A 17616-nucleotide genomic window follows, 5' to 3' on the forward strand; every position below is an offset into this window, starting at 1 on the left:
CTCGCCCGGTCACCATGCCCGCCGATCCCCGGGTCATCCCGGTGACCTCGGCGAACCCTCCGGCCGGGCACGCTTGTGCGGACGGCCGGAGGGTACGGAGCACCCGACCACGGGGAGACGACGCTCCGCGCGAGCGGGGCGCGGGGGGCCCGGCCCGAGCGGCCGGACCGGCGGGCGCGCGGCGGCCGCCGGAGGGCCCGGGCGGGAGCGCGCCATGGAGCAACGCAACGGTGACGGCCGCCTGTGCCTGGTGACGGGCGCCAGCGGCTACATCGGCGGCCGGCTGGTGCCCGCGCTGCTGGACGCGGGATACCGCGTGCGGTGCATGGCCCGCTCGGCGCGCAGGCTGCGCGATCACCCGTGGGCGTCGCAGGTGGAGATCGCCGAAGCCGACGCGACCGACCCCGAGCCGACGCGCCGTGCCCTGGACGGCGTGGACGTGGCCTATTACCTGATCCACGCGATCGGCGGCGCGGCCGCGTTCACCGAGGCCGACCGCCGCGCCGCCCGCACCTTCGCCGCGGCCGCCCGCGACGCCGGCGTGGGAAGGCTGGTCTACCTGGGCGGGATGGCCCCGGACGAGGACCTGTCGCCGCACCTGCGGTCCCGCGCCGAGGTGGGCCGGATCATGCTCGACGCCGGCGTGCCGGCGGTGTGGCTGCGCGCCGCGGTGATCATCGGGTCGGGGTCGGCCTCGTTCGAGGTGCTGCGGTACCTGACCGAGCGGCTGCCGGTGATGGTCACCCCGCGCTGGGTGCGCACCCGCATCCAGCCGATCGCGATCCGGGACGTCCTCCACTACCTGGTGGCGTCCGCGGACCTGCCGCCCGAGGTCTGCCGGGGGTTCGACATCGGCGGGCCGGACGTGCTCACCTACCGCGACATGATGCGGCGCTACGCCGCCGTCGCCGGGCTCGGGAGGCGGCTGATCGTCCCGGTGCCCGTCCTGAGCCCCTGGCTGTCGAGCCTGTGGGTCGGGGCGGTCACCCCGGTGCCGGGCCGCCTGGCGCGCCCGCTGGTGGAGTCGCTGCGCAACGAGGTGATCTGCCGCGACCACGACATCGACCGGTACGTCGGGCCGCCGGACGGGGGAGCGGCCGGGTTCGAGCGCGCCGTGTCCCTGGCGTTGCGGCGCGTCCGGGAGGCCGACGTCGCCACGCGCTGGTCGTCGGCGAGCGTCCCGGGCGCTCCCAGCGATCCGCTCCCGACCGATCCGGACTGGGCGGGAGGCAGCCTCTACACCGACGAGCGGGCCTGCGACGTGGACGCCCCGGCGCACCGCGTGTGGGAGGTCGTCGAGGGCGTCGGCGGCGAGCACGGCTGGTACTCCTTCCCGCTCGCCTGGCGCGCCCGCGGCGTCCTGGACCGGCTGGTGGGCGGGGTGGGCCTGCGCCGCGGACGCCGCGACCCGCAGCGGCTCCGGATCGGGGAGTCCGTCGACTTCTGGCGCGTGGAGGAGGTCGAGCCGGAACGCCTGCTGCGGCTGCGCGCCGAGATGCGGCTGCCCGGCCTCGCCTGGCTGGAGCTGGGCGTGGCGGAGCGGCACGGCCGCGTCCGCTACACCCAGCGGGCGCTGTTCCACCCGCGCGGCCTGCTCGGCCACTGCTACTGGTGGGCGTTCAAGCCGTTCCACGACCGGGTCTTCGGCGGCATGTGCCGGGGCATCGCCCATGCCGCCGAAGCCGGCGCGGTCAGGCCGTCCAGGACGGGTCGCGGCCGGTGAGGGCGATCAGCCGGTCGAGGGGCGGGGCGTCGTCCGGGACGGGGACGGGCGCGTCGAACAGCCCGGGGGTGCCCTTGCCGCCGCTCTGCTCGACGGCCTGCCCGACGAACATCAGGCACTGCTCGACCTCGCCGTCGCCGCAGGCGTAGGGCTGCCCGCTGGCCCTGGCGATGTCCCAGCCGTGGACGACCAGCTCGTTCAGCGCGACGCGTCCCATGACCTCGGCGGGCATCTGCACGCCGCCCGCCTCCGTCATCCCCTCCCAGGCGGACGGCTCGCGCCACGCGGCGGCGAGCGCGTCGAGCCGTCCGGGGACGCGGTCGCGCCAGTCCGGCGTCAGCGCGGACCCGTCGGGGGCCGGGGCCTGCGTCCCGCCCTCCGGGACCTCCTTGGCCGCGGCCTGCGTGAACGCCAGGGACAGCCCGTCGACGTGGTCGACGAGGGTGGCGATCGTGGTGTCGGCGCAGGGCGTCGGCGCGTCGAGCCGGTCGTCGCGGACCCCGGCGAGCAGGGCGGCCAGGCGCCGGGCGGCGGGTCCGAGGTCGGGGTTCGTCGAGGTCATCGGGGTCCTCCGGTGGTCGAGTGCGGCGGCCCGCCCGCGCGGTGCCGGGCGGCGGGCGCTGGACGGTCCTTGTCCTGTGGATTCGACTCGCAAACCGGCCGATACTCATCGGCGCGCCGGATCCGTAAGGTATGGGGACGGCGGAACACCCCGTCCGCGGCCGACCGGGCCGCGGACCGGTCGCAGAACGTGCTGACCAGCGCACGTGACCACGTAAGCTACTACCGAGTAGTATTCGGGCCCCGGATGAAGTGCGGTCTGTCGCGAGCCCTACGCTGACTGCCATCGCCCGTACCCCAGGAGGACGGAACAGTGTTCTGGATCACGTTGGTCATTGGGCTCGCCGGAACGGCGGTCGCCTTGGCGCTCGCCGGCCGGCGGGTGCTCTTCCTGTACAGCACGGCCATGGCCGGGCAGCCCGATCCCGAGCGGGTGCTGCGGGTCAAGCGTGACAAGAAGGCCGACATCGAGGGCCAGGTCACCGAGGTCCTGGGCCAGCGCAAGCTGCTGAAGTGGACGCTGGCCGGCTCCGCGCACGCCGCGGTGATGTGGGCGTTCTTCCTGCTGGCCACGGTCTACCTGGAGGCGGCGGTCGCGCTGCTGGCCGGGCTGGACCGCAAGATCCCCTGGCTGCAGACCTGGCCGCCGATCGGGTTCGTCCAGGACACCATCGCGCTGGCCTGCACCGCGGGCCTGATCGTCTTCACCGCGATCCGGATCAAGAACTCGCCCAAGCGGCTGGACCGCAGGTCCCGGTTCAAGGGCTCGCACCTGTCGGGCGCCTGGATCACGCTCTTCATGATCTTCAACGTGATCTGGACGATGTTCTTCTACCGGGGCGTCGAGTGGGCCAACGGCAACCTCGACTACGGCAAGGGCGCCTACTTCTCCTGGGTCGTCGGCCACCTGTTCGACGGGCTGAGCCACCACACGCTGGACGTCCTGGAGTCCATCGGCCTGCTGCTGCACATCGGCGTCGCGCTGGTGTTCCTGGTGTTCGTGGTGCACTCCAAGCACCTGCACATCTTCCTGGCGCCGCTGAACGTCATGTTCAAGCGCCGCCCCGACGGCCTGGGCGCCGCGCAGCCGATGATGTCGGGCGGCAAGCCGCTGGACTTCGAGGAGGCCGACCCCGACGAGGACGTCTTCGGCCGCGGCAAGATCGAGGACTTCACCTGGAAGGGCTTCCTCGACATGGCGACCTGCACCGAGTGCGGTCGCTGCCAGTCCCAGTGCCCGGCCTGGAACACCGGCAAGCCGCTGTCGCCCAAGATGCTCGTCCTGGAGCTGCGCGACCACGCCCTCGCCAAGGCCCCCTACTTCACCGCCTCCGAAGAGCAGCGGGAGAAGTTCACCGACGAGCAGAAGCTCGCCATGCAGGTCGACAAGGAGCTCGTCGGCGAGGACGGGGTCATCCACCCCGACGTGCTGTGGTCGTGCACCAACTGCGGCGCCTGCGTCGAGCAGTGCCCGGTCGACATCGAGCACATCGACCACATCCTGGACATGCGCCGCTTCCAGGTCATGATCGAGTCCTCGTTCCCGTCCGAGGCCGGCGTCATGCTGAAGAACCTCGAGAACAAGGGCAACCCCTGGGGCATGTCCGAGATGAAGCGCCTCGAGTGGATCGAGGAGCTGGACTTCGAGGTCGAGGTCGTCGACGACAAGGTCTCCGAGGACACCGAGTACCTGTTCTGGGTCGGCTGCGCCGGCGCCCTGGAGGACCGCGCCAAGAAGACCACCAAGGCCGTCGCCGAACTGCTGCACATCGCCGGCGTCAAGTTCGCCGTGCTCGGCCCGATGGAGGCCTGCACCGGTGACCCCGCCCGCCGCCTGGGCATGGAGTTCGTCTTCCAGATGCTCGGCCAGCAGAACGTCGAGACGCTCAACGACGCCGGCGTGAAGAAGATCGTGGCGACCTGCCCGCACTGCTTCAACACCCTGGCGAACGAGTACCCGCAGATCGGCGGGAACTACGAGGTCGTCCACCACACCCAGCTGCTCGCGCACCTGGTCGAGGAGGGCAAGCTCACCCCGGTCACCCCGATCGAGGAGAAGATCACCTACCACGACCCGTGCTTCCTGGGCCGCCACAACAAGGTCTACAAGCAGCCCCGCGACATCATGGCCACCGTCCCGGGCGTCAAGACCCAGGAGATGCACCGCCACAAGGACCGCGGGTTCTGCTGCGGCGCCGGCGGCGCCCGGATGTGGATGGAAGAGCGGATCGGCAAGCGCATCAACACCGAGCGCGTGGACGAGGCGCTGACCACCGACCCCGACACCGTCTCCACCGCGTGCCCGTTCTGCCTGGTCATGCTCGGCGACGCCATCAACGAGAAGAAGAACTCCGGCGACGCCAAGGAGTCCCTGGAAGTCGTCGACGTCTCCCAGCTCCTCATCCGCTCCATCAAGGGCGAGGGCACCGCCCAGCAGAAGGAGCCCGTCGCCGCCGAGTGACAGTCACCGCCGAGTAGCAGTCGACGCCGAGTGACGGTCGACGCCGATTGACGTCCGGCGCAGGCCGCGCGGCCCCGGTCCCCGTTCCGCGGGGCCGGGGCCGTTTCCGTCCGTCGGGCGAACCGTGACCGATCATGGGCGCGGCGGAGGAGTGACCCGCGAACGGCCTGGTAAGACCAGGGGATGGCCGTGCTCGTGTCCGCCCTGGCATTCCTGATGACGCTCGCCGGCGGCCTCGCGGCGATGCGGGTGCGCGACAAGCGGCACCTCGTCCTCGGGCTGGCCGGCGGGCTGATGCTCGGCGTCGTCGCGTTCGACCTGATCCCCGAGTCGCTGGAGATGCCCGGCGAACGGCCCCTCGGCGTCCCCGCCCCCATGATCGGCTTCGCCGTCGGGTTCCTGCTGCTGCACGTGGTGGAGCAGTCCGTGGCGGTCCACCGCGCCCACGAGGGCGAGTACGCCCCGCACGTCCACGCGCACGGCCACGGCCACCCCGGGGGAGCCGGACCGGGCGGTGCCGGGCTGCTCGCCGCCTGCGCGCTCGTCGGGCACAGCCTGGTGGACGGCCTGAGCATCGGCCTCGGCTTCCAGACCGGCGACCGGGTCGGCGCGTTCGTCGCGCTCGCCGTCATCACGCACGACTTCGCGGACGGCTTCAACACCTTCACCGCGGCCTCGCTGGGCGGCCGGGACCGCCGTCCCGCGCTCGCGCTGCTGCTCGCCGACGCCGTCGCGCCGATCGCCGGGGCCGCGCTCACCCTGCTCGGGACCGTCCCGGAGGGCGTCCTCGGGCCGTACCTCGGGCTGTTCGCGGGCGTCCTGCTGTACCTGTCCGCCGCCGAGATCCTGCCGGAGGCGCACAGCGGCCACCCGCGCGTGATGACGCTGTGCGCCACCGGCCTCGGCCTGCTCGTGGTGCTCTTCAGCGTCGGCCTCGCGGGCTGACAGGGAGGAGACGGCTCAGAACGTCCTGAAACGGTCCAGGTCGGGCAAAAGGCAGAGGGCCGTCCGGGTGGGTTCCGGACGGCCCTCTGACGCCTTCAGGAGCGCTGGAACGTTCCTTCGGGGACGGGACGACGCATCAGCCCGCCAGGGACTTCTCGAAGTCCGGGTTCGCCTTCAGCCACGCGTCCACCGCCTGGTCCGGCTTGCCCTTGTACTGGTTCGCGATCAGGTCCTCCAGCGAGCCCAGCTGCTTGTCGTCCATCTTGAAATTCTTCAGCCAGCCCGCGACCTGCGGCTCGTCCTTGCCGAAGTCCTTGCGCGCGACGGTGTTCACGCCGTCCGGCTTGCCCATCGCGCCCTTCGGGTCCTGCAGGTCCCGGATCGGGAACTTCGCGTACGCCCAGTGCGGGCGCCACAGCGTGACGACGATGTCCTTGTGGGCGGTGACCGCCTTCTGCAGCTCGGCCAGCATCGCCGCCGTGGACGACGTCGTGACCGTGTACTCCTTGTCCAGGCCGTAGGCGGGCAGCATCTTCGTCTGCGACACCCGGTAGAGCCCGGAGCTCTTCTCGATCCCGATGATCTTGCCGCCGTACTGCGAGCCCTTCCCCTTCAGGTCGGCCAGCGAGTGCAGCGGCGAGTAGTTCGGCACGGCGATCGTCAGCGGCGCCGACGGGTACCAGATCCCGACCTTCTCCAGCTTGTCGCCGTACTGCTTCCAGTAGTCCTCGTGCGTGCCCGGCAGCCAGGAATCCAGGAACAGGTCGACGTCGCCCTGCGCCATGCCCGCGTACAGCGGGCCGGTGTCGAGCTCCTTCACCGAGACCTTGTAGCCCTTGTCGGTCAGGACCTTCTTCCACAGCGCGGTGGCGGCCTCACCCTCCGCCCAGCCGGACACGACGCCGATCGTCAGATCCTTGCTGTTCTTCTTGTCGTCCGAGCCGTTGCAGGCGCTCGCCGTCGCACCGAGCGCCAGCGCCATCGCCGCCGCGGCCAGAACCTTGAATTTAGGACGCAATGCCCTTCCTTTCGTCGCCTTGCAGAGGGGGTGGGGAAGATCGTGCGCGCCGGTCAGAGCAGAGGATTGGCCATGCCGCTCGACCAGAGCGTCCGCAGCCCGCGCGGGCTGTCGCCGCCGAACGCGCCGGTGAGGCGGTCCAGGTAGATGGCCAGCGCGACCACGCCGAGGCCGCCCTCGAAGCCCTTGGCGATGTCCAGCCGCTGGATGCCCTCCAGCACGACGCCGCCGAGGCCGCCCGCGCCGACCATGCCCGCGATGACCACCATCGACAGCGACAGCATGATCAGCTGGTTCACGCCCGCCATGATCGACGGCATCGCGAGGGGGATCTGGATCCGGGTCAGCACCCGCATCGGCGGCGTGCCGAACGCCTCGCCCGCCTCGACCATCTCCGGGTCCACGCCGCGGATGCCGAGCTCGGTGAGCCGCACCCCCGGCGGCAGCGAGAAGATCACCGTCGCCACCACGCCCGGCACGACGCCGATGTGGAAGAAGAAGATCGCCGGGATCAGGTAGACGAACGCCGGCATCGTCTGCATGAAGTCCAGGACCGGGCGGACGATCCGGCTCGCGACGTCGCTGCGGCCCGCCGCGATGCCGATCGGTATCGAGATCACCACCCCGACCACCGCGGCCACCAGCACCTGCGCCAGCGTGTCCATCGCCGGATCCCACAGCTCCATGCTGTCGATCAGCCCGAAGCCGAGCAGCGCGAAGACGCCGAGCCTCCAGCCGCTCAGCACCAGCGCGATCACCGCCAGCACCACCGTCAGACCGATCGGCGGCAGCAGGTTCAGCAGGTCGGTCAGATTCTCGACCGCCCACGTGACGGCCGACCCGATCCCGTCGAACAGCCAGCTCAGATTGGTGGTGCACCAGTCGACCAGGTCGGAGAACCAGTCGCCGACGTGCACCCGGGGCAACTCGCTCGCGAGCACGTCAGTCGTCAACGGAACCCTCCTTCGTCAGCGCGAGCGCCGGCGTCCCGGCGTCGTCGGCGTCCTCGCCGTCCTCGCCGGAGGCCGCGGCGACCTCGTCCACGTGCGTGCTGATCGCGCCGAGCGCCGCCAGCAGCGTGACCCGCGGGATCACGCCGAGCAGCGTCCCGTCCGCGTCCGCCACGGGCACCGGCAGGTCGCTCTCCGCGGAGCGCAAGAACAGGTCCGCGACGGGGGTGTCCGGCGGCACCGGCTCCAGGTCCTCCGGGTCGATCAGGCCGTCGAGCGTCTGGACGTTCTCCTTCACCGCGTCCGCGACCGCCGTGGCCTTCACCTTGCCGATCAGCCTGCGGTCCCGGCCGATCACGAACGCGGCGTCGGTCTGGTGCTCGCGCAGGGTGCGCAGCGCCGTCCGCGGCCCGGTCGTCGACAGCACGGTGACCAGCGGCTTCTCCATCACCGACGCCGCCGTCAGCACCTTGGTACGGTCCACGTCCGCGACGAACTGGGCGACGTAGTCGTTCGCCGGGTCCGTCAGGATCTCCTCGGCCGTGCCGATCTGCACGATCCGGCCCTCCCGCATCACCGCGATGCGGTCGCCGATGCGCATGGCCTCGTTCAGGTCGTGGGTGATGAACACGATCGTCTTGCCGAACCGCCCCTGCAGGTCGAGCAGCAGGTCCTGCACCTCGCGCCGGATCAGCGGGTCCAGCGCGCTGAACGCCTCGTCCATCAGGATGATGTCGGTGCCCGCCGCCAGCGCGCGGGCCAGCCCGACCCGCTGCTGCATGCCGCCGGACAGCTGGCCGGGGAGTTTGTCCTCCCACCCGGACAGCCCGACGAGTCCCAGGAACTCCCGGGCCTTGCCCTCGCGTTCCTCCTTGGAGACACCGCGCACCTCCAGCCCGTACGCGGCGTTCGCCAGGACGGACCGATGGGGGAAGAGCGCGAAGTGCTGGAAGACCATGCTGACCTTGTTCTGCCGGAGCGCCCGCAGCGCCTTCGGCGACAGCTTCGCGATATCCTGGCCGTCGATCTCGACGGTCCCGGAAGTGGCCTCCAGCAGCCCGTTCAGCATCCGGATCAACGTGGACTTACCGGACCCGGACAGGCCCATCACCACGAAGATCTCGCCCTGCTCGACCTCGAACGTGGCGTCGAGGACGGCCGGGGTGACGCCCAGCTTCCGGACGTCGGCCAGGCCGGCGCCCGCCTTCAGTTTCCGTTGCGCCTCGGCCGCCTTCCGGCCGAACAGCTTGGTGACGCTTTCCGCGCGGAGTATGGACACGATCTCCTTCCGTGTTCCCACACCCGGGGACGGCGCGGAAACGGGTAGCTCATCCGTAGGGCACCCGTCGACCCGCCTCCGGGAAAGAGGCTGTCAACCAGATGCCAAGGCTGTGCGTCGCTTGAAACTACCCGTCCCGAGAAGATGTTTCATCTTTTGGTGATCTGCGCCACGTGACCGGGTTCACACCACGGTGCGGTGGAAGTTCAGGTACGACCGCGACGGGGTGGGTCCCCGCTGGTCCTGGTACCGCGATCCGTACCGCTCCGACCCGTACGGATACTCCGCCGGCGAGCTCGTCCGGAACAGGCACATCTGCCCGATCTTCATCCCCGGCCACAGCTTGATCGGCAGCGTCGCCACGTTCGACAGCTCCAGCGTCACGTGCCCGCTGAACCCGGGGTCGATCCACCCCGCCGTCGAGTGCGTCAGCAGCCCCAGCCGCCCGAGGCTCGACTTGCCCTCCAGCCGCGCCGCGAGGTCGTCGGGCAGCCCGAACACCTCGTACGTCGAGGCCAGCACGAACTCCCCGGGATGCAGCACGAACGCCTCCTCGGCGTCCACCTCCACCAGCCGCGTCAGATCCGGCTGCTCCACAGCCGGATCGATGTGCGGATACCGGTGGTTCTCGAACACCCGGAAGTACCGGTCCAGCCGGACGTCCACGCTGGACGGCTGGACCATCCCCGGCTCGTACGGGTCGATCTTCACCCGCCCGGACTCGAGCTCGGACCTGATATCGCGATCGGAGAGCAGCACCTGGAAACGCTATCCCACCCCCGGCCCCGCAACCCGCACGACGTCCCACCCGACTATCCGGTACGATGTCCAAGCGCGGGCGGCCCCCACCACCCGCCACGCGGGTGTAGTTCAATGGTAGAACTTCAGCTTCCCAAGCTGACAGCGCGGGTTCGATTCCCGTCACCCGCTCACCGAGAAGGCCCAGGTCAGGACACGAACCCCGACCCGGGCCTTGATCTTTGTAGGGGCCTCAGAGAGCCGCCGTGCAATTAGCGTGCAATTACGCCACCGGCACCAGCGATCCGGCCGCTCCGTCGTCATCGTCCTGGCCCTGCTCCCAGCGCGTCGAGGCCATCGGCGGTCGCGCGGTCACCCTTGGCGGACTTTTGCGGTAGCGCGGTCCGCTCGTTGTCGCGGCCCATGCGCGCCCTCAGGTTCCGGAGCCAGACGCTGCCGGTGCGCCGAAGGACATGGAAGTGCAGGTTCGGGACGCCGAGCGCGGAGTTCTGTCCTCCATAGCGAAGCTGGGGGAGCGATTCGGTGCGTCCGGCGCCAGGGTCGAACGTGCGCTATCCGTCCTGCGCGACGCGATCTCCATTGTGCAGAGCCTGAAGCTCGTTCGCTTCCGCCGTGTCAAGGACGCCCGCTCCGCCGCGTCGCCCAGAGCGTGAGCTATGGCCGAAGATTCGAGCCGCGTGTCGAGTCACCGGTTCCCTGCTCGGACGACGAAGCTTCGCTGTATTTACCGCGCTCGCGGTACATTCGCGCCAGCGTCACCACTCCGCCGCTGGCACCGAAGAGGAGAGCCACGCCGGCGATCCAGAAAGCAGGAGTTCCGGGCTCGACGCCGGTAATCGAGGCAACGGCAACCGCCATCGCCCATGTGACAAAGGCGAGTACGAGCAACATTGCGGCGACCCGATCTCCCTGCCGTCGCCACCGGTAGAACATCACCATCATTCCGCCCGCGCCCATAAAGAAGGCGATTTCCTGCAGGGCGACGGACCAACTGCCTCCAGAGATCACGAAGACCGCCACGGCGCAACTGATCACCATCAAGAGAATCTGCATGAATATGGCATTCGGCCTGTACGACAACCTGCACCTCCCGACGGGGCGGAAAGATCAAGTCTCATCTTCGGGTGATCTGACGCTTCGTGCCTCATCTGGCCGAAGGTGGCCGACAAGCACAGGCAGGCGGTGCGCCTGGCCGCCGGGCGCGGGCGGCGTGGGCGCCGGGCACCGGGTGGCCGCGCCGGAGCGCTGCGTCGTGACGCGTCCGCTGGCCCCGCCCCGTCCGGGCTCGCAGCCCCTTGGACCCCCGCGACCGGGAGCAGCCTCCGGACGGGTTTGTTCGTCTGTTGCAGCTTGCGCGTAGGTGCGGTGTACGCGGAGTGCTGGCCGGTCAGGTCGGGGACTCGGCGACGACCTATTGGTTTGAGGCTTTTTGAACCTGCACAGTGGCGACCCGCCTTCCGTCGAAGGCGATGAACGTCATATCTCCGGCCTGCGGGGTGTTGAGGTACAGCCAAGCGTCCCCTCGGTGGCGCCGACCCCCCACGAACGTCGCGCTTCTGTATTGGCGTTCGAACGCCCTCTGGCTGAGGCGATTATGCGGAGGTCCGAGGAGGCGCTTGACCTGCCTCTTGGTCATTCCGTGCTCAATCAGGGGCATGGATAGGATGCTACGGGCGATCATATGACTGCTCAATGCCGACAGGTGTTGTACCCAAGCTGTCACCCGGGTCGGAGCGCGCTAGCCCCCTCGGCCGTGATCGAACTGATGAGGCTAGCGGGCGATTGCGCCACCGGGACGAGGTCACCCGCCGAACCGTCGTCGGGCGGACGAGCCTTGGGTTGGGCACCTGAATCTGCGTCGAGGGTGTTGCCGGTGTGCTGAAGGCCATGGAAGTGCAGGTTCGGGACGCCGAGCGCCTCGACGGGGAACCGCTAGGTGCGCCTCGGCATGTGGGACGATCGATGCGAGATGCCGCAGATCACGGTTGAGTACTCGGAGTCCCTGGCGGTGTGGTTCGATCGGCGCGGATTCGCGCTGGCGCTCCACCCTGCTGCAGCGGACCTGATCGGCAGCGCCCTGCCAGACTTCAAGACCCGCTTCCACGCGATCGGCGAAGCGGTCATCGGCAGCGGCGAAGCCGGCGAAGCGATGGTGCATGTTGACCTGGCGATCCTGCCCGGCCGCGACCCCGAGATCAAAGCTCGTCTTGGAGACCTGGCTCTCACGGTGTTGTGTGACCACATCAAGCCCGGAGCGGGGCTGAACATTCAGGCCACCGTCGAGGTTCGAGACATCGCGAGCTACCACAAGCGAGTCTTGGCGCCGTAGCCGACCAGGCGTGCAGCCGCCGCGATGACCACGGTTCCGGGGTGGATGAGACATCCGATCTGTTCAAGCCGTCAACTTGAGTCGGGCTTGGCCCTTTTGTTCACCAGTCTCGCCACCGGTCTGTGAGCGCGGCCGGGTCGATGCCCTGCCGGCGTGCCAGCGCTTCAACATCGATCCCGGTCTGGGTGAGTGCGTGGTCGATGTATTCGCAGAGTTCCTCGCGGTCGATGGTGTCGAAGCTGTGGTCGTCAGTGCCGTCGATCCGGTTCAGCGCGACGACCACGTGTTCGACCGCGGCCATGATGGCCTGGTCGGAGGTGTGGTCCAGGGCGGTCAGCTCGGTTTCGAAAGCGAGCAGCGCTTGGTCGACCTGCCCCAGGAGCGAGTTGGGACAGGTGCCGAGGTGCCGCCAGTTCTCGGTAGGGCGGGTGATCATGCGGGAACCGTAGCGGGCACCTCCGACGTCCGGGCTGCCAGAGCCAGGCGTGTGCCGAAGGCCGCGTTCTCGTCGTAGGGCCGGCCGGTTTGCAGACAGTGGTAGAGGCAGCCGGTCATGCGGTTGAAGGTGTTGCGGAGCGCGCTGGAGTGTCGTTCGTCGCGCACTTTGCGGCGGTGCTCGGCGGTGCCGGTGGAGTTGTGGATAGGTAGATCATCGATATATAACGGTGGCATGAGCAAGCCGATGCAGGAACCGACGTTCCTGATCCTCACGGCGCTGGCGGACGGCGCGCAGCACGGCTACGGGATCGTCGCCGACGTCGAGCGGATCTCCGGCGGGCGCACCCGGCTGCGGGCCGGCACCCTCTACGCCGCGCTGGACCGGCTCCAGGCCGAGGGGCGGATCGCCGCCGACCGCGAAGAGGTCGTCGACGGCCGGCTGCGCCGCTACTACCGGCTCACCGACGACGGTGCCACCGCGCTCGCCGCCGAGGTCGACGCGCTGCGCCGCCGTACCGAGGCCGCCGCCCGGCGGCTCGCCGCCTTCCGCCTTCCCGGCGACGGCGCCGCCCCGGCGTTCGTCGGTCTTTCCCCGAGGGGGCTGCGTTGAGCACGCTCGAACACCGCTACCGGCGCCTGCTGGCCCTGTACCCGGCCGCCCACCGCGAGGCCCACGAACAGGAGATGCTGGACATCTTGCTGTCGGCCGCGCGGCCCGGCCAGACCCGTCCGTCCGCCGCCGACACCGCCGACCTGCTGTGGGGCGCCGCCCGGATCCGGCGCCGCCACGCGGCCTCCGGCACCAGCGCCTCCCCCTGGACCGACGCCCTGGCCATCACCGGCTTCCTGGCCACGCTGCTCCTCGTCGCCGAAGCCGCACGGTTCGCGGTGAACATCCCGCAACTGATGCAGCTCGCCGCCGACCATGGCCCATCGCTGGAGTACTCGCTGTTCTACGACTTCGGCACCGGCCCCTACTGGCTCGCGTGGACGGCCATCGCCGTGCTCGCCTGGCGTGGGCTGCGCCGCCCCGCCACCACCGCTGCCTGCGCGGTCACCGCCGTCCACACCGTCCTGGCCGTCTACGGGACGACCTTCCCGCACCGCGCGGGGGCCTCCGTGGGCGCGTCCCTGGCCAGCGTCCCGCTGCCCCTCGCGCTGCTGGCCACGGCGTCCCTGCTCATCTCGCCTGGCCCCCGCCACGGCGCCCGCCTGCTGGGACGCGCGCGCGTCGCCGCAGCCGCGGCGATGGCGGGGACCCTGGTCGTGCTCAACTCGCTGCCCTTCTTCACGCTCGTCTACCAGGGGAACCTGGGGAAGCCGAACGCCACCGCCAGGATCTCGGCGTTCCCGCAGCTCTGGGACATGCTGGGGTTCGCCGCCGTGGTCGCCGCCACCGTCCTGGCCGCCGTCGCCCTCGCGCGCACCCGCGAAGGCCGCCGGACCTGCGCCCTGCTGGCGCCCGCCGTCGCGCCCTTCCTCATGCCGTTCGCGATCTTCACCACGACGACCGGGGACGCCGCGGTCCTGCCGAACCTGCTGGCCAAGTGCCTGATCGGTTTCGCGGTCACGATGCTCTGCGTCCGCCTGGTCGAACTGCCGTCCAGGAATCGGACGCCTCGCGAGCACATCCCCGCCTGAGCGGCCGCACGGCTGGACGTCCTGCTGAAGGAGGCCGAGATCCTCTACAGCGACATCGGCCCCCACTGCGACCCGTGGCCCGGGACGGGCGTTGGTCAGGTGCAGGCGCAGCCGGATGCGGCCTTGGCTTCCGCGGGCGTCTGGGTGGGGTCGAGGGCCTGTTCGTCGGGGGTGCAGCAGGCCGTGGTGCCGCAGCAGTCCGCTGAGGTGGCGGTGCTCTTGGCGAGAGTTTCGGCGTCGGCTTTGACCGTGTAGACCTCCCAGGGTTCGCCGCCGGGGCCGTGGACCCAGACCTTGTCCTGGAGCGCGTAGCAGCAGGAGGTGTCGTTCTCCTCCAGGGTGACGAGTCCGGCGTCGGTCAGGCGCTTGGTGGCGTCGGTGACGAGGCCGGAGTCCTCGACTTCGACGCCGAGGTGGTCCATCCGGGTCGGCTCGCCGTCCTCGCCCTCGATCAGGACGAGCTTGAGCGGCGGTTCGGTGACGGCGAAGTTGGCGTAGCCGGGCCGGAGCTTGGCCGGCTCGATGCCGAACAGCTTGGAGTAGAAGGCGATCGAGCCCTCCAGGTCGGACACGCGCAAGGCGAGCTGGACGCGGGACATGTGGTCACTCCTCGTGTCGCGGGCGGTCGACCGGCAATTTAGATGGACGTCTAAGTAGCCGGTAGCCCGAGTTTGCATCCGTATGTAGATGGATGTCAAATTAGAGGCATGTCTAAGCAGCTGGTGTCGATCGTGAACCCTGGTGAAGGGGACGGTGAGTGCTGCGCGCCGCTGGCGTGCGAGCCGTTGGGTGAGGCCGAGGCGGCCGAGCTGGTGCCGCTGTTCAAGGCGATCGCCGATCCGGTCCGGTTGCGGCTGCTGTCGCTGATCGCCTGCCATGAGGGCGGCGAGGCGTGCGTCTGCGACCTGACCGCCGCGTTCGACCTCACGGCGCCGACGATCAGCCATCATCTGAAGGTGCTCAAGCAGGCCGGTCTGATCGACTCCGAACGGCGCGGGACGTGGGTCTACTACTGGCTCAACCCCGGCGTCCTGGAACGATTGTCGGCGATCCTCAGGCCACGCATCGCCGCGGCCGTTTCGTGACCGAACGAGCCCGACTCCGCAGGAGACCCCGTGATCCAGGCACCTGAGGTGCTGTTCGTGTGCGTCCACAACGCCGGACGTTCACAGATGGCCGCCGCCCTGCTCGATCATCACGCCGCCGGACGGGTCCGTGTCCGCTCGGCCGGGTCGGCGCCCGCCGAGACCGTCAACCCCGCCGTCGTCGAGGTGATGGCCGAGTTGGGGCTCGACCTGTCGAGGGAGTTCCCCAAGCCGCTCACCGGCGAAGCCGTCCGGGCCGCCGACGTGGTCGTCACCATGGGGTGCGGCGACGTCTGCCCCGTGTTCCCTGGCACGCGGTACTTGGACTGGCAGCTTCCCGACCCCGCAGGTCAGCCGATCGAGAAGGTGCGGCCCATCCGCGACGAGATCGACGCCCGCGTCCGCGCCCTGCTCGCCGAACTCCTGCCCGCTGACGGCTGAGCGCGGTCGCCGCCTTCCCCAGCGGGGTTTTATCGTCTATCGTCGATGGACGATGAATAGGGAGAAAGGGCCGCTCGACCGGCCGACCGCCACCGAGTACGCGTCCTGGTTCAAGGCGCTGGCCGACCCGACGCGCGTCCAGATCGTGTCCCTGCTGGCCCGGCAGGGACGGCCGATGAACGTCGGGGAGATCGTCGACGCCGTCCACGTCGGGCAGTCGACCGTGTCCGCGCACCTCAAGGTGCTGGCCGAGGTCCGGTTCGTCCTGGTCGACCGGCACGGCACCTCGCGCTTCTACCGGATCAACACCGCATGCGTGGAGTGCTTCCCCACCGCCGCCGACCTGGTCATGGGACGTCCCGCACCGGCCGCGCCGGCCTGCCCGCCCGAAGGAGACACCTGATGCCCGACTCCCGCACCACGGACGCCATCGTCGCCCGCTACTCCGGTCTCGCCCGGGCCGCCCTCGCCGGCGGCACCCCGCACGAAGGCGAGAGCGGTGACTCCTGCTTCGGCGCCGCCGCCTATCAAGCCGAGGACCAGGTGCCCGAGGCCGCCCTGCGCGCGAGCCTGGGATGCGGCAACCCGCTCGCCGTCGCCGACCTGCGCCCCGGCGAGACCGTGCTCGACCTCGGGTCGGGCGGCGGGCTGGACGTGCTGCTGTCGGCCCGTCGCATCGGCCCGACCGGGATCGCCTACGGCCTGGACGCCAGCGACGACATGCTCGCCCTGGCCCGCGCCAACGCCGCCCAGGCCGGAGCCGACAACGTCCGCTTCCTGCGCGGCCACATCGACGACATCCCTCTTCCCGCCGCGAGCGTGGACGTGGTCATCTCCAACTGCGTCATCAACCTCGCCACCGACAAGGCCCGCGTCCTCGCCGAAGCCTTCCGCGTCCTGCGTCCCGGCGGTCGATTCGGCGTCAGCGACATCATCGCCGAGCCCGGCCTCGACCCCGACGAGCGCGCCGCCGCAGAGCAGCGCATCGGCTGCGCCGCCTCCACCCTCACCGCCCAGGAGTACCGCCGCGAGCTGCACGCCGCCGGGTTCACCGCCATCACCATCACCCCCACCGCCGACACCGGCGACGGGCTCCACGCCGCCATCGTCCAGGCCGCCAAGGCGAGCGGAGAGCTAGTACGGTAAGGGAACCAATGAGATTCGTGGGGGAACCTCGCCGGGTAGAATCGGAGCGTGGAGAGCACCCGTACCTACGGCGAGGCCTGCGCGACGGCGCACGCGCTGGACCTCATCGGTGAGCGCTGGGCCCTGCTGGTCGTCCGCGAGCTGCTGTTCGGTCCCAAGCGGTTCACCGACCTGCGGGCCGGGCTGCCCAACGCGGGGCCCAACCGGCTGTCCCGCCGCCTTCGCGAGCTCGAAGGGCTCGGGCTGGTCCGCCGCCGCAGGCTCGCCCCGCCGAGCGCGTCGTGGGTGTACGAGCTGACGGACTGGGGCCGGGAGCTCGAGCCGGTCCTGGTCGCGCTCGGCCGCTGGGGTCGCCGCTCGCCGTTCCGCGACCTGGACGCCCACGTCAGCAGCGACGCGATCATGCTGGCGCTGCGCGACGACTTCTCTCCCGCGGCCGGTGGCGGCCTCGACGCCACCTATGCGATCCGCTTCGGCGAGGACCATTACGTCGTCCGCGTCGCCGCCGGACGCCTCGACATCGAACGCGGGGACGCGGACCGCCCCGACGCCGCGATCGACACCGACGCCAGGACGTTCGCGTCCCTCATGATCGGAAGCCAGAGCCTGGAGGAGGCCGTGCGCTCGGGCCGGGCCGCTCTGAGCGGTGCCCCGGAGGCCTTCGAGCGCCTCCTCGCCGCGTTCACGCGTCCCGAGGTCGTGCCCTCTCCGTGAGCGACCTCGGGTCGCGCTGGAACGAGGTGGCGAGGACGAGCCTCGCCACCTCCTCCAGCCGGTGACCAAGGTGGGATCACCCGGCCCGGCGCCTGCGTCAGCTAGGCAGGCGAGCGCCCCGCCGGT

19 protein-coding genes, 1 tRNA gene and 1 pseudogene are annotated in these 17616 nt (G+C 70.3%); 13 read left to right on the forward strand and 8 right to left on the reverse strand.

Going from position 1 to position 17616, the window contains the following annotated elements; genetic code table 11:
• Positions 1–214 precede the first annotated feature (214 nt).
• Entirely contained in the window at positions 215–1723 is a 1509-nt protein-coding gene (locus tag QP089_RS03920) for an SDR family oxidoreductase (protein WP_285909856.1), read from the forward strand.
• On the opposite strand, the gene QP089_RS03925 is transcribed toward QP089_RS03920, so the two are convergent.
• The gene (locus QP089_RS03925; protein WP_285909857.1) at positions 1692–2285 is read right to left on the reverse strand and encodes a TIGR03086 family metal-binding protein; all 594 of its coding nucleotides are present in this window, start codon (positions 2283–2285) and stop codon (positions 1692–1694) included. The two genes, QP089_RS03920 and QP089_RS03925, sit on opposite strands and share 32 nt — an antisense overlap.
• Before the next feature lie 312 nt (positions 2286–2597).
• Between QP089_RS03925 and QP089_RS03930 the strand changes: the two genes are divergently transcribed.
• Together QP089_RS03930 and QP089_RS03935 are read left to right on the forward strand one after the other, a co-directional pair.
• Positions 2598–4745 carry a (Fe-S)-binding protein gene (locus QP089_RS03930; protein WP_285909858.1) on the forward strand — a complete coding sequence of 716 codons (2148 nt, stop codon included), beginning with the start codon at positions 2598–2600 and terminating at the stop codon, positions 4743–4745.
• 183 nt (positions 4746–4928) lie between these two features.
• Positions 4929–5690, forward strand: a complete 762-nt coding sequence (locus tag QP089_RS03935) for a ZIP family metal transporter (RefSeq protein ID WP_285909859.1) — start codon at positions 4929–4931, stop codon at positions 5688–5690.
• A gap of 136 nt (positions 5691–5826) precedes the next feature.
• On the opposite strand, the gene QP089_RS03940 is transcribed toward QP089_RS03935, so the two are convergent.
• The 4 genes and pseudogenes from QP089_RS03940 to dcd form a co-directional block, all read right to left on the reverse strand.
• The gene (locus tag QP089_RS03940; protein ID WP_285909860.1) at positions 5827–6708 is read right to left on the reverse strand and encodes a glycine betaine ABC transporter substrate-binding protein; all 882 of its coding nucleotides are present in this window, start codon (positions 6706–6708) and stop codon (positions 5827–5829) included.
• Between the two features lie 53 nt (positions 6709–6761).
• Positions 6762–7484: pseudogene (locus QP089_RS03945) on the reverse strand (ABC transporter permease); the annotation flags it as partial.
• A 166-nt stretch (positions 7485–7650) separates the two neighbouring features.
• Positions 7651–8868 carry a quaternary amine ABC transporter ATP-binding protein gene (locus tag QP089_RS03950; RefSeq protein ID WP_446474009.1) on the reverse strand — a complete coding sequence of 406 codons (1218 nt, stop codon included), beginning with the start codon at positions 8866–8868 and terminating at the stop codon, positions 7651–7653.
• Between the two features lie 252 nt (positions 8869–9120).
• Entirely contained in the window at positions 9121–9696 is a 576-nt protein-coding gene (dcd, locus tag QP089_RS03955) for a dCTP deaminase (protein ID WP_285909861.1), read from the reverse strand.
• Between the two features lie 100 nt (positions 9697–9796).
• On the opposite strand from dcd, the gene QP089_RS03960 reads away from it, so the two are divergent.
• Positions 9797–9867 (forward strand) — tRNA-Gly (locus tag QP089_RS03960).
• 281 nt (positions 9868–10148) lie between these two features.
• Positions 10149–10349 carry a hypothetical protein gene (locus tag QP089_RS03965; protein ID WP_285909862.1) on the forward strand — a complete coding sequence of 67 codons (201 nt, stop codon included), beginning with the start codon at positions 10149–10151 and terminating at the stop codon, positions 10347–10349.
• 1 nt (position 10350) lies between these two features.
• Here the strand turns inward: QP089_RS03965 and QP089_RS03970 are convergent, their stop codons facing one another.
• The gene (locus QP089_RS03970) at positions 10351–10749 is read right to left on the reverse strand and encodes a hypothetical protein (RefSeq protein ID WP_285909863.1); all 399 of its coding nucleotides are present in this window, start codon (positions 10747–10749) and stop codon (positions 10351–10353) included.
• Positions 10750–11665: 916 nt separating this feature from the next.
• Here QP089_RS03970 and QP089_RS03975 point away from each other — a divergent pair.
• Positions 11666–12025 (forward strand): 5-carboxymethyl-2-hydroxymuconate Delta-isomerase, encoded by a 360-nt coding sequence (locus QP089_RS03975; protein WP_285909864.1) that lies wholly within the window; start codon positions 11666–11668, stop codon positions 12023–12025.
• A gap of 100 nt (positions 12026–12125) precedes the next feature.
• Here QP089_RS03975 and QP089_RS03980 read toward each other — a convergent pair whose 3' ends face one another.
• Positions 12126–12461: a hypothetical protein gene (locus QP089_RS03980; protein ID WP_285909865.1), complete on the reverse strand. Its 336-nt coding sequence runs from the start codon at positions 12459–12461 to the stop codon at positions 12126–12128.
• Between the two features lie 234 nt (positions 12462–12695).
• Here QP089_RS03980 and QP089_RS03985 point away from each other — a divergent pair, with 234 nt between their 5' ends.
• Positions 12696–13073: a PadR family transcriptional regulator gene (locus QP089_RS03985; protein WP_285909866.1), complete on the forward strand. Its 378-nt coding sequence runs from the start codon at positions 12696–12698 to the stop codon at positions 13071–13073.
• On the forward strand, positions 13070–14104 hold the full coding sequence (locus tag QP089_RS03990) for a hypothetical protein (protein WP_285909867.1): 1035 nt from the start codon (positions 13070–13072) through the stop codon (positions 14102–14104). Before QP089_RS03985 ends, QP089_RS03990 begins: the two co-directional genes overlap by 4 nt.
• Before the next feature lie 95 nt (positions 14105–14199).
• Here the strand turns inward: QP089_RS03990 and QP089_RS03995 are convergent, their stop codons facing one another.
• Entirely contained in the window at positions 14200–14703 is a 504-nt protein-coding gene (locus QP089_RS03995; RefSeq protein WP_285909868.1) for an ArsI/CadI family heavy metal resistance metalloenzyme, read from the reverse strand.
• Positions 14704–14811: 108 nt separating this feature from the next.
• On the opposite strand from QP089_RS03995, the gene QP089_RS04000 reads away from it, so the two are divergent.
• Genes QP089_RS04000 through QP089_RS04020 form a run of 5 tightly spaced genes read left to right on the forward strand, consistent with a single transcriptional unit; the run spans position 14812 to position 17490 of the window.
• Complete coding sequence (locus QP089_RS04000; protein ID WP_285909869.1) at positions 14812–15189, forward strand: ArsR/SmtB family transcription factor; 378 nt, start codon at positions 14812–14814, stop codon at positions 15187–15189.
• A 30-nt stretch (positions 15190–15219) separates the two neighbouring features.
• Complete coding sequence (locus QP089_RS04005; protein ID WP_285909870.1) at positions 15220–15630, forward strand: arsenate reductase ArsC; 411 nt, start codon at positions 15220–15222, stop codon at positions 15628–15630.
• Positions 15631–15682: 52 nt separating this feature from the next.
• The gene (locus QP089_RS04010) at positions 15683–16033 is read left to right on the forward strand and encodes an ArsR/SmtB family transcription factor (RefSeq protein WP_285909871.1); all 351 of its coding nucleotides are present in this window, start codon (positions 15683–15685) and stop codon (positions 16031–16033) included.
• Entirely contained in the window at positions 16033–16776 is a 744-nt protein-coding gene (locus QP089_RS04015) for a methyltransferase domain-containing protein (protein ID WP_285909873.1), read from the forward strand. Before QP089_RS04010 ends, QP089_RS04015 begins: the two co-directional genes overlap by 1 nt.
• A gap of 48 nt (positions 16777–16824) precedes the next feature.
• Complete coding sequence (locus QP089_RS04020) at positions 16825–17490, forward strand: winged helix-turn-helix transcriptional regulator (protein WP_285909874.1); 666 nt, start codon at positions 16825–16827, stop codon at positions 17488–17490.
• Positions 17491–17616: the final 126 nt, after the last annotated feature.

This window comes from Actinomadura opuntiae (genome assembly GCF_030283205.1).
Taxonomy (GTDB): Bacteria; Actinomycetota; Actinomycetes; order Streptosporangiales; family Streptosporangiaceae; genus Spirillospora.